The following is an 11,615-nucleotide window of genomic DNA, read 5'->3' on the forward strand; positions in this document are numbered from 1 at the left end:
TTCCCTTAGTTATATTGATTAGCTACACAATGCGCCGTGAGCTAAATTAAAATCAATCATGAATCTATGTTTGACATTTAACAGGAAAGTTACCCATGAATTTACTAATTACAACCCTAGCTACCTTTGTCTCCCTTTACAGCTATTTGCTGATTATTCGAGTCTTGTTGACTTGGTTCCCTACGGTTGACTGGTCTAGTCAACCATTTGCGGCTTTAAGCCAAATTAGTGATCCCTACCTCAATCTATTTCGTTCCATAATTCCCCCCTTGGGTGGTATGGATTTCTCCCCTATCCTGGCATTTTTGGCATTGAACATAGTTGGTGGTGTTTTAGATAGTTTAGCTCGCGCCACCTTGGTACAAGGGTTTTAAGCCCCAAATTACGATTTTCAATGTAAGGACGTTCCCAGGAACGTCTCTACACTCTTATCTTCTCACTTGTCCGCTAAATCCAGCAGCTTTAAATTGTTTAAGTTGTAATGGTAAAGGTTGATTACTGGGGACAGTGATTCTAAATTCAAAATCGCTAACTCCGGGAGGGACTTCGGCAATTAAACCCAGACGGGTGCGATTTTGTAAGGTTGAATCACCGTTAGCATCATATATGCGCCCAAAAATATCCGCATCATAGACAGTTTTACGGGTGCTATTTTCCGCTTTACCTGTAACTATGAAGCAACTAGCAGAATTTGAACCGCTACTACCCACTACTCCGCTTGTGAGTTCTGATGGACATTCGTGGTAGGAAATATTAGATAGTTTAATCTGTGTTAATGCTAAGGCTGTGGGTGTCCATATCCAGGAAAGTAACCCCATTAGTCCTGCTATAAAAATTAACTGCATTGAGCGTAACCGCATAAAATACACCTTTGATTGGAAATTTACGAATGTCACGAGTACAATTTTACCTCACGCAGAGGCGCAGAGTCCCAGAGACTAAAATTTCCAGTTATTGATTTTTGGTGTTACATGATATAGATATCAAAGTCTGCTAAAGCTATTTTAGGAATAAATCATAATTAAAACTTATAAAAATATAATAATACTTTTAATATTCATAACTCATCACAATTCAAGTTTAGATTTTCTTAATAATTAATTGAGAATTATTTTTATTTAGCAACGAGCTTGCAATACTTTCGGCGATTTGCTATAATCATGAAGATTTATTTTATATCTGTCTGACAATATGATCCTCAAAACCCTTTATTTATAGTCGTTTCAGAAATCAATATCTAGAAATAATACAAAACTTCATAAATTAGCAGCAATTTTTGAGAGAGATTTAGACAAAAATTAGCCAAGAAATTATGGAAGTTGACTGGGAGAAAAATGTACTGTTGACAAATAAGTTAATTTATGGTATGTAACCCGTGCGACTTAACGGAAGTTTTCTTACCCAATAATCAATCTAAGTAGGTAAACACAATAAAACCAAACTGTGTAAAGAAACGTAAAATCGCTGAAAACTTCTTTACTCTTGCCTATTGCCTTGCTATAACGACAATTTTCAACGCCAACCTACTTATGTGACGGAAAAATTTATTCATAATTTATGATTTTCTTATAAAGAAGCTTGAAAAATTTGATTTGCTGTAATATTTAATTCAGGAAAAGTTTGGGAAATAATCCGTTCATGATCTCTAAACTTACTAATTTGATATTCTTCATCAACCAAATTACAAACAGAGATTGTCGGTTGTTTAGGATTACCAATAAAATTCCTGCCACCTAAAGCTGCATAATCTACAATCCAATATTCAGGGATTCCCATTTCTTCATAATCAGCATATTTTAAATGATAATCATCACGCCAATTAGTTGAGACAACTTCAATCACCAAAGGTATAGATGCACCATTACTCAAGATAGATTCTTTTTTCCATAATTTTTCGTTTACCAGATTTTCACGATTTAGCACCAACACATCTGGAAAATAACCAGAATCTTTACCTTCTGGTCTAACTATAACTTGGTTGGGAATCAAATAGGGCAGGTCTAACCGATCAATTATACCACTCAGCTTGATCGTTAAAAACCCTTTTGATTCTTCGTGTTCTCCTACTGGTTGTGCCATTTCAATGATATTCCCATTATGTAGTTCGTAACGTACCCCGGAATTGTCAGGAAGCCCCGCGACAAATTCTTCAAAGGTAGTAACTTTAGATAAAGTTTGAATCATGGGTGTTGAGTGTTGCTGATAATAAAAATATTATAGCGGCATTGTCAAACCTCAACTCAGATTAAGAACTATTGGCGTTGCAACTAAAAGTTAAGCAGCAACGCCGATTTTTTAAGTTGTATACTCAGCGTTAATTTTCACATAATCATAACTCAAGTCACAACCCCAAGCCTGACCTGTTCCATGACCATTACCGACACCGACGGAAATTAACACCGTGTCTGATTGCAGATATTCACCATGAGCGGCTGCTTTTAAATATGCACTAGCTGCGGCTTTATCAAAAGGTAAAGGTTGACCATTTTCAAATAGTAAAATATCCCCTAATTTAACGGAGAGGTTTTCTTGTTCAAAGGGGACTCCAGCCCGTCCAGCAGCAGCAGCAATCCGTCCCCAATTGGGATCATGACCGAAAATGGCAGCTTTGACTAAAGATGACCCGGCAATGGTTTTGGCGATTTGGCGGGCTGATAATTCATCGTGAGCGCCAGTGACTTGGACTTCTATTAAACAAGTTGCACCTTCGCCATCACGAGCGATCGCTTTCGCTAAATACTGACACACATAAGTTAACATGGCTTCTAGCTTCTGGGCCTCTGCTCCCATTTCGGTAATTGCTGGGGTGCGAGATTGACCATTTGCTAAAGCAATTAAACAATCATTTGTACTTGTGTCACCGTCAACTGTGATAGAATTGAAGCTTCTATCCGCTGCTCTGGTTAACATTTGTTGCCAAAGCGTAGAAGAGACTGCTGCATCACAGGTAACAAAGGCTAACATTGTCGCCATGTTGGGGTGAATCATGCCTGAACCTTTCGCAATTCCACCAATTCGCACTGGACGGTCATGGATAATGGTTTCTAAAGCTATGGATTTTGTCACTAAATCTGTGGTGACAATTGCTCCTGCGGCTGCGTCTGAACCTGTTTCTGATAGTTCTGCAACTACTTTAGGGATACCACCCCGCAAAATATCCATTTTAATCCGTTGACCAATTACGCCAGTGGAAGCTAATAAAATGGATTCTGGGTTAATACCTAATTTTTGACCTAGTAAATCTGCACTTTCTTGAGCATCTTTAATCCCTTGTTCACCTGTTGCGGCGTTAGCTTGTCCCGCATTACAAAGAATGGCTCTAGCGCTATGTTTCCCTTGTAATACTTGACGACAGTAATCTACACAGGCTGCTTTAACTTGGCTAGTGGTGAATACACCTGCGGCGATCGCTTCCACGTCTGATACAATTAAAGCTAAATCCGGTAATCCCGAAGCTTTCAGTCCTGCTGTAATTCCCGAAGCTTTATACCCCCGTGCTGCTGTCACACCACCAGTAATTATTTGCCAGTCTGCCATAATTTTGCTCACAATTATCTATATCACGTTTACTGCTCAATTACCTTCCGCCTCTGGTTTGATATCAGCGTCCAGTATTTATCTCTATAAGTGAGTTTATCTGTTGACGACAATCTTTTTTGGGTTGGCCTTGAAAATTGTCGTTATAGCACTAGGCTGGAGGCAAGAGTAAAGAAGTTTTCAGCGATTTTACGTTTCTTTACAGAGTTTGGTTTTTTCCGTTCACCTACTTACCGAAATTTAGTTTTATCAAGTACCAAACCTCGACGGGAAAAATTTTCGTCATTATTGACTGGAATCTGCCAAATTTTAATTAAATTATCTTCACCACCACTAACTAAAAACTTCCCGTCAGCACTAAAAGCAAGGGAGATAACAGCATTACTATGTCCCGTCAATGTTAGCATTTCCTCTCCTGTAGCCACGTTCCAGAGTTTAATGGTGTGATAGATTTGTTCTCCAGAAATATTTCGTCCAGCACTTGCTAAAATTTTACCATCAGGACTAAAAGCAATAGTATTAACACTATTATCTTCTACCATGAGAGTCCGAATTTCTTTTAGGGTTTGTAGATTCCATAATTTAATTGTGCGGTCGCGGCTGGAACTTGCTAAAATTTTACCATTAGGACTAAAAGCCACAGCTATGACTGTTTGTGAACTGGTACTTAAAGTCTGAATCGGTTCTTCTTGATTAATATTCCATAGTTTAATAGTTTTATCAAAACTACCACTTGCTAAGGTGACACCATCAGGACTAATATCTACAGAACGTACCCAATATTTATGACCAATTAAAGTACGAATTAGCTTACCTGTTGTTAAATTCCAAATTTTGATAGTTTTATCATCACTAGCACTAACTAAAGTTTTACTATCACCACTAATAGCTAAACTATGAATCGCATCAGTATGACTTTTTAAGGTGTGAATTAATTGATTTGTTTGTAAATTCCAAATTTTAATAGTTTTATCATCACTACCACTAACTAAAGTTTTCCCATTAGCAGTTATAGCTACTGCATTAACATTTTGGGAATGTCCCTGGAGACTGGTAATTTCTTTACCTGTTATGACATCCCATAATTTAATATTATGACATTGACTATTACTACTTTTCTCGCAATCACCACTACTGATAATCAGTTTACCATTTGGACTCATAACCACTGACAAAACTTTGCTTTTATGTCCAGAAAAAGTATTGACTAAAGATAATTTTTTTGCTGATATTTCAGATATTGGTGGACTATTGCGAGGTTGACTCCAACCAAAAGAAAAATTAGTTTTTAACTTGCGAAATTCTCGATAACCAGATTCTGCTAATCCCAAAAAAACAATTATCCCCAAGATGAAAATTAAATTTCTAACCCAAATATATTTTGATGAATGTGGGTGAGAATTTTTTCTAGGTGATTCTATAATTGTATGATTCGCTGCTGGTAGAATATGAGTATGCTTTTTCATCAAATCTCTAATTACTTCATCAGCAGATTGATAACGATCCTGTATTTCTTTTTGTAGTAGCTTATCTATAATTTCTACTAATTCTAAACTCAAAGAAAAACGTAAATAATGTCGCCAATTTTCTACCCAAGCATAACCATATTCCATCCATAATTGAAAAGGAGAAATTCCTGTTAATAGATGAAAACAAGTAGCACCCAAACCAAATAAATCACTTGCGGGATAGGCTTTTCCATCTCTAATTTGTTCAATGGGAGAATAACCATGGGAACCGATAGAAGTACCATTTTTTCGCTGTACTTGTGCAGTTAACTGTTTAGAAGAACCAAAATCAATAAGTGTTAATCTCCCATCAGATTTTCGACGAATAATATTTTCTGGTTTAATATCACGATGAATTACTCCATGTTGATGCACAAATTTGATAATTGGTAATAAATCTAATAAAATAGATTGAATATCCCAATCTTTATAAATTCTTCGAGACTTTAATTCATTAAATAAATTTTGACCATCAATAAATTGTTGTACTAAATATAAACAATTATCTTGTTCAAAATAAGCTATTAATGTGGGAATTTGGGGATGTTCTCCTAATTCTTGAAGTCGTCTTGCTTCTTCTGAGAATAGCTGAATTGCTTTTTTTTGTGACCAAGTACCTTGAAATTTTGGTGCTAGTTGTTTAACTACACATAATTCATTTAATTTATCAATATCTTCTGATATATAAGTTCTGCCAAATCCACCTTCATCAGAAAGAACACGGAGTACACGAAACCGATTTCTCAAAAGTGGCACTAACGGAGTGTGACAAGTTTGACAAATTTGATGATTATTTGGATTTTGAGGATTTGAACAATCGGGATTTAGACAGCAGATCATAATCTATATGGTGCATCTGCATGATAAAATATATAGATAAACCTAGATTTGACTACGGCAATTAGTAATTATATTTAACCTGGAAATTCACAAGTAGGGAAGATGTATTATTGCCAATTATTTTGATGATATCTCATTTTAAATAGAAAATAACGGCATTTTGCCATTATTATGGTGATGTATATTTTGGTTGAAAATTGCAGTTATATTTTAGGTGAAAATAATTATTTCTTTACCTATATTCTCCCATACAAATCATTTGTTAAACTGTATTTTTGTTTACAGATATGTCAAATTGTGATGAGAATTTACAAGATTTTATCTAGCTTCTCAATAAAAATGTACAAAAAATAAACTTGTCCAAAATCTATTGCTTTGTCACAACGTTTCACAAAGTATGTTTTATTTGATTTCTGTTGCGGATATTGCGTTTAGAGGATATAAAATATATGATATGGATATCAAATATGTATTCACTATGAAGACTATCACTGAGCAAAACCCTCCTTTAGAGTCAGTTATGGCTCAAGAACCGGAAAAATCATCTATCAAGCATCTTGAAAGTATACTCCAGCTTGAGAGGTTGTTTGAAAAGTATTATATGAAACCCATAATCTCCAAAAACCTAACCCCCCTCCCCCCCTTCCCTACAAGGGAATGGGGGTTTTACCCCTGGTAGGGGAGAGGTTTGGAGAGGGGTCTGTTTACACATTAAAAACTTTTAAAACATCCTCTGAAGGCGCTCAACCAAAATTAGTAGGAGTAGACGGTCAAGAAATTCCCATTCCCGAATCAGCTTATCAGGTATTATATCAGACTGTTCATGCACTAGCATTAGGTAAGGTAATATCTGTAGTCATTCAGGATAAAGAATTAACAACACAAAAAGCCGCAGACCTTCTCAAAGTTTCCCGTCCTTACCTGATTAAGTTATTAGATCAAGGTGAAATTCCTTGTATTAGAGTGGGAACACATCGGCGTGTCCGGTTTGATGATTTAATGAAATATAAAGAACAACGTGATATAAACCGGAAAAAATGCCTACAGGAACTTATTGAAGTAACTGAAGAAGCGGGACTGTATGATTATGAGGAATGAGTAAATTTTCTCGGTGAACTATTTGAAGAATACACTCAAACAATGGTTAAAATTTTACTCACACAATCTCAAAAATATAAAAGAACTCCTTTAACTTTGATTCAATTACTAGATAAATTAAATAACCAAATACCAGGATTTGTTGAAAAAATCCATACTTCCATAACCTAAAGTTGACCACAAAATGTTAAATCTAGTAACGTTGAATAGTGGAAAACCAACGTGAAAGCACAAGTATTTAGAGGCGTAAATCAATTATCCTACGAGGAAATCCCAGTTCCTACCCTAGACGCAGATGAAGTGCTGGTGCAGGTGCGGGTTGTGGGTTTGTGTCAGTCCGATATTAAAAAGATTCGTTATCCTTTGTATGAACCGCCACGCATATTTGGACATGAAACCGCTGGAACTATTGCGGCTGTTGGTTCACAGGTAAAAGGCTGGACAGTAGGACAACGGGTAGCGGTGATGCACCATATACCATGTATGCGTTGCGCTTACTGCTTGAATGATAATTTCTCGATGTGCGATGTTTATAAAAATATCTCGACTACCGCAGGTTTTAACGCCAGTGGTGGCGGTTTTGCGGAGTATGTGAAAGTTCCAGGTCACATTGTCGAAAATGGTGGCTTAATTCCCATTCCTGATGATATCAGTTTTGAGGAGGCGAGTTTTGTTGAACCGACTAATTGCTGTTTAAAAGCGGTGAAAAAAGCTCAAATTGCACCGGGACAAACTGTATTAGTAACTGGGGCTGGTCCAATTGGGTTAATGTTTATGATGTTGGTGAAGTATTTTGGAGCGAAAGCGATCGCTACCGACCTCTTACCATCTAGAATTGAAAAAGCTCTAGAAGTAGGCGCAGAAGCAGCTTTTGATGCCCGTGACGCTGATTTATCTACCAAAATTCAAGCTTTAACTGGGGGAATGGGTGTTGATGTCACCTTGTTAGCTGTTCCCAGTGACAAAGCATTTTTCCAAGCTTTAGACTGCACTCGCAAAGGTGGAAAAATTCTCTTCTTTGCGGAGTTCCCAGACGAGTTGACAATCCCCATTAACCCCAATACTCTCTACCGTCGGGAAATAGATTTAATGGGCAGTTATAGCTCATCCTACCGCCTGCAAAGCCTATCTGCGGACATCGTATTTAATCGCCGCATTGATGTGAAAGCCTTAATTAGCGATCGCTATCCCCTCCAAAATTTATCACAAGCCGTAGACCAAGCGATCGCCCCCACGGCGGAAACTTATAAGATTTTGATTTATCCATAGTGGAGGAGTTGGGGGAGTTGGGGGAGTTGGGGGAGTTGGGGGAGTTGGGGGAGTTGGGGGAGTTGGGGAGAAAAATATTCTTTTGCAACTGACAACTAACAACTGACAACTGACCAATTTCATGAAGTTTTATAACAAAAATATCATTTTGTAGTTTACGCTACAGATTTTTATGTTCTCATCGAAGATGCAAGCAGGATAGAGGAGATATAATCATATCAATCCTATTCATTTAAGATTCTGTAGTTTACGCTACAGATTTTTGTGTTATCATCAGATCGCAGGGGATAGTAAATTATTCCTTAGTAAATAAATACAGGGAGGTAGTGTTATGTCTATTCAAGAAAAAGCCCGTCAACTAATGGTACGTCAACATCAGCAAGCTAAGAATCGTCAACAATCCATGTTAATGCGTGCTGCACAAGAACTTGGTTTGCATGAAGAAATATCTCACTACTGGAATCCCATTCAAGGAAAAATGGACCCCGCTACCCAAACGCTTTATGGACGTAGCCAAGCGACGATGAGTTAAGTGAAAAAGAAAGCCACCCCAGAGGGTGGCTAAAAAATTCACTAGTTGTACGTTAGTAATTATTGCAATTAGCAATCGTAATACAAGAAGAATTCATAAGGATGTGGACGCAATTGCATTTGCTTAACTTCGTTAGCAACTTTGTAATCAATCCAATTTTGGATAAAGTCTTCAGAGAAAACGCCAGTTTCAGTCAAGAAAGCATGATCATTTTCCAAAGCTTCCAAAGCCAATTCTAAAGAACCAGGAGTAGAAGGAATCTTAGACAATTCTTCTGGTGAAAGTTCATAGATATTTTTATCTAAGGGTTCACCAGGATGAATTTTGTTTTTGATACCATCAATCCCAGCACAAAGCATAGCCGCAAAAGCCAAGTAAGGGTTAGAAGTAGCGTCTGGACAACGGAATTCTAAACGCTTGGCTTTGGGGTTGTCTCCAGAAAGAGGAATCCGCACAGAAGCAGAACGATTACCTTGGGAATAAGCCAAGTTTACAGGTGCTTCATAACCAGGTACAAGGCGTTTGTAAGAATTGGTAGTGGGGTTGGTGATTGCCAACAATGCTGGAGCGTGTTTGAGAATACCACCAATGTAGTAAAGTCCCATTTCGCTCATACCAGCGTACTTGTCACCTGCAAATAGGGGCTGACCATTTTTCCAGATAGATTGGTGACAGTGCATACCAGAACCGTTATCGCCAAAAATGGGTTTTGGCATGAAGGTGACGGTTTTGCCATACTTTCTAGCCACGTTTTTGATCACATACTTGTAAGTCATCAACCAATCAGCGGCTTCAATCAACTTACCAAATTTGAAACCAAGTTCGCACTGACCACCAGTCGCAACTTCATGGTGTTGCTTTTCAATGGGTACGCCACAATCTTTCATTGTTAGCAGCATTTCTGTCCGCATATCTTGAAAGCTGTCAGTGGGAGGAACTGGGAAATAACCTTCTTTGACGCGGGTTTTGTAACCCAGGTTAGGTCCTTCTTCTCTACCAGTGTTCCAACGACCTTCTACAGAATCAACGTAGTAGTAACCGGAGTTGGTGGTTTGGTCGTAGCGGACATCATCAAAAATGAAAAATTCAGCTTCAGGACCAAAGAAAGCTGTGTCACCAAGTCCGGTGGAAGCTAGATAATCTATCGCTTTTTGGGCAATAACGCGAGGACAACGGTTGTACCATTGGCCTGTGCGGGGTTCTTTAATACTACAAATGATACTGAGAGTTGGCTCTTTCATGAATGGGTCAATCCAAGCGGTGTTAGGATCAAGCACCATGGTCATGTCAGATTCTTCGATACCTTTCCAACCCCGAATACTAGAACCGTCGAAAGGTACACCGTCAGAGAATGAACTTTCATCAATCTGGTCTTGGTACATGGTCAAATGTTGCCAAGTTCCCAGTGTATCAATGAATTTCAGATCAATCATCTGAATTTTTTCGTCTTGAATCTTCTTCAAGATTTCTTTTGGGGTTGTCATTTTTACTTTACTCCTGATGTAGCCAATTACCTAATATAAACCCAGAGTCTGCCCAAGCATTCTCATAATATTACGTTAACCCAAGTTGTCACACACCACCTGGAATATCGTAAATAGTTAACTTGACATGATTTTGTCATGTTTGTTACAGATTGTCTGGATTACAGGTTATGTTAACCTTTCTTTCTTTCTTACTTAATCTGTACAAAACTAGAAAATTCATCATCAGGGGTCAACTTTGGCATAAAATCCTTAGATAGCAGATGGATAGTTTTTGTGCCAGTGTCTATTTTATATGAATTGGCACGGAATCTTGTTGGTGCTTCATGGCAACCAAATTAATATCAAATCATAGATAACTAATGATTGGGAGAAAAAAGAATGCGTGATGCCGTTACAACTTTAATTAAGAATTATGACGTAACCGGGCGTTATTTTGACCGGAATGCCATTGATACCCTCAAATCCTACTTTGATAGTGGAACAGCTAGAGTTCAAGCCGCAGCAGCGATTAATGCCAATGCTGCCGCAATTGTCAAACAAGCTGGGGCAAAGTTATTTGAAGAACTACCAGAATTGATTCGTCCTGGTGGCAATGCTTATACAACCCGTCGTTTTGCCGCTTGTTTGCGGGATATGGACTATTACCTCCGCTACGCTACCTATGCGCTAGTGGCTGGTAATATGAATGTTCTGGATGAGCGTGTATTACAAGGACTCAGGGAAACTTACAATTCCTTGGGTGTACCCATTGGTTCAACTGTTCAGGGTATCCAGATAATGAAGGGTATTGTTAAGGAACAGGTAGCGGCTGCTGGTATTGCTAATACTGCTTTTGTGGATGAGCCTTTTGATCATATCACTCGTGAATTGAGTGAGATTGATGTTTAGGATTTCATCAATAGACATCTGAGGACAAGGTAGAGGCGTTCTATAGAACGTCTTTACTCATAATTGCGCCCGAAAACATGGAGATGTCTATTAAAATTCTGGAACTATAAAGTTCTAAGCTAGGGAAATAAGTGCGGTAACGATTCACATCTCTGGTTAAAAGCATCATATCCATAATTGCCGCATGAGCGCCTATGTAGAAATCAGGTAACGGAGATTTTTTAGTTCCACCTTGTTGACGATATTTTACAAGATTACTCGGTAAGCGTAAAGCTCAGTCACAAAGCGTGCTGAGATATAAGCGACACGGGCGAAAATATTTAGCCTAACTCGTTGACTAGTAACAGTAGGTGTGATATACTTTTAAAAGTTCCATAATTTAAGTATAACTAAACAACGTAAAAACTTAACTAATTTGGTTGAGTGCGTAGTCATACCTAACAGTATTGCAGTTTA

The 11,615-nt window shown here is 38.0% G+C and carries 10 protein-coding genes; 5 read left to right on the forward strand and 5 right to left on the reverse strand.

Annotated features, from left to right (window positions below; translation table 11 throughout):
- The first annotated feature begins 95 nt into the window (after positions 1–95).
- Positions 96–374 carry a YggT family protein gene (locus AN490_RS06415; protein ID WP_015080346.1) on the forward strand — a complete coding sequence of 93 codons (279 nt, stop codon included), beginning with the start codon at positions 96–98 and terminating at the stop codon, positions 372–374.
- 54 nt (positions 375–428) lie between these two features.
- Here AN490_RS06415 and AN490_RS06420 read toward each other — a convergent pair whose 3' ends face one another.
- From AN490_RS06420 to AN490_RS06435, 4 genes are all read right to left on the reverse strand, one after another.
- On the reverse strand, positions 429–860 hold the full coding sequence (locus AN490_RS06420; protein ID WP_015080347.1) for a hypothetical protein: 432 nt from the start codon (positions 858–860) through the stop codon (positions 429–431).
- A 706-nt stretch (positions 861–1,566) separates the two neighbouring features.
- Positions 1,567–2,184 carry a Uma2 family endonuclease gene (locus AN490_RS06425; RefSeq protein ID WP_300001011.1) on the reverse strand — a complete coding sequence of 206 codons (618 nt, stop codon included), beginning with the start codon at positions 2,182–2,184 and terminating at the stop codon, positions 1,567–1,569.
- Positions 2,185–2,295: 111 nt separating this feature from the next.
- On the reverse strand, positions 2,296–3,537 hold the full coding sequence (gene argJ / locus AN490_RS06430) for a bifunctional ornithine acetyltransferase/N-acetylglutamate synthase (protein WP_300001013.1): 1,242 nt from the start codon (positions 3,535–3,537) through the stop codon (positions 2,296–2,298).
- 230 nt (positions 3,538–3,767) lie between these two features.
- Positions 3,768–5,885, reverse strand: coding sequence for a serine/threonine-protein kinase (locus tag AN490_RS06435; protein ID WP_300001015.1), 2,118 nt, complete (start codon positions 5,883–5,885; stop codon positions 3,768–3,770).
- Between the two features lie 657 nt (positions 5,886–6,542).
- Between AN490_RS06435 and AN490_RS06440 the strand changes: the two genes are divergently transcribed.
- The 3 genes from AN490_RS06440 (at position 6,543) to AN490_RS06450 (ending at position 8,784) form a co-directional block, all read left to right on the forward strand.
- Positions 6,543–6,983, forward strand: a complete 441-nt coding sequence (locus AN490_RS06440) for a helix-turn-helix domain-containing protein (RefSeq protein ID WP_300001017.1) — start codon at positions 6,543–6,545, stop codon at positions 6,981–6,983.
- 222 nt (positions 6,984–7,205) lie between these two features.
- Complete coding sequence (locus AN490_RS06445) at positions 7,206–8,252, forward strand: zinc-dependent dehydrogenase (RefSeq protein ID WP_300001019.1); 1,047 nt, start codon at positions 7,206–7,208, stop codon at positions 8,250–8,252.
- A 331-nt stretch (positions 8,253–8,583) separates the two neighbouring features.
- Entirely contained in the window at positions 8,584–8,784 is a 201-nt protein-coding gene (locus tag AN490_RS06450) for a hypothetical protein (protein WP_039200542.1), read from the forward strand.
- A 68-nt stretch (positions 8,785–8,852) separates the two neighbouring features.
- Here the strand turns inward: AN490_RS06450 and glnA are convergent, their stop codons facing one another.
- Positions 8,853–10,268: a type I glutamate--ammonia ligase gene (gene glnA / locus AN490_RS06455; protein ID WP_015080355.1), complete on the reverse strand. Its 1,416-nt coding sequence runs from the start codon at positions 10,266–10,268 to the stop codon at positions 8,853–8,855.
- A gap of 381 nt (positions 10,269–10,649) precedes the next feature.
- Here glnA and apcB point away from each other — a divergent pair, with 381 nt between their 5' ends.
- Positions 10,650–11,159: an allophycocyanin subunit beta gene (apcB, locus tag AN490_RS06460; RefSeq protein WP_148765767.1), complete on the forward strand. Its 510-nt coding sequence runs from the start codon at positions 10,650–10,652 to the stop codon at positions 11,157–11,159.
- The last annotated feature ends 456 nt before the right edge of the window (positions 11,160–11,615 follow it).

It is taken from the genome of Anabaena sp. AL09 (genome assembly GCF_001672255.1).
Taxonomy (GTDB): Bacteria; Cyanobacteriota; Cyanobacteriia; order Cyanobacteriales; family Nostocaceae; genus Dolichospermum; species Dolichospermum lemmermannii.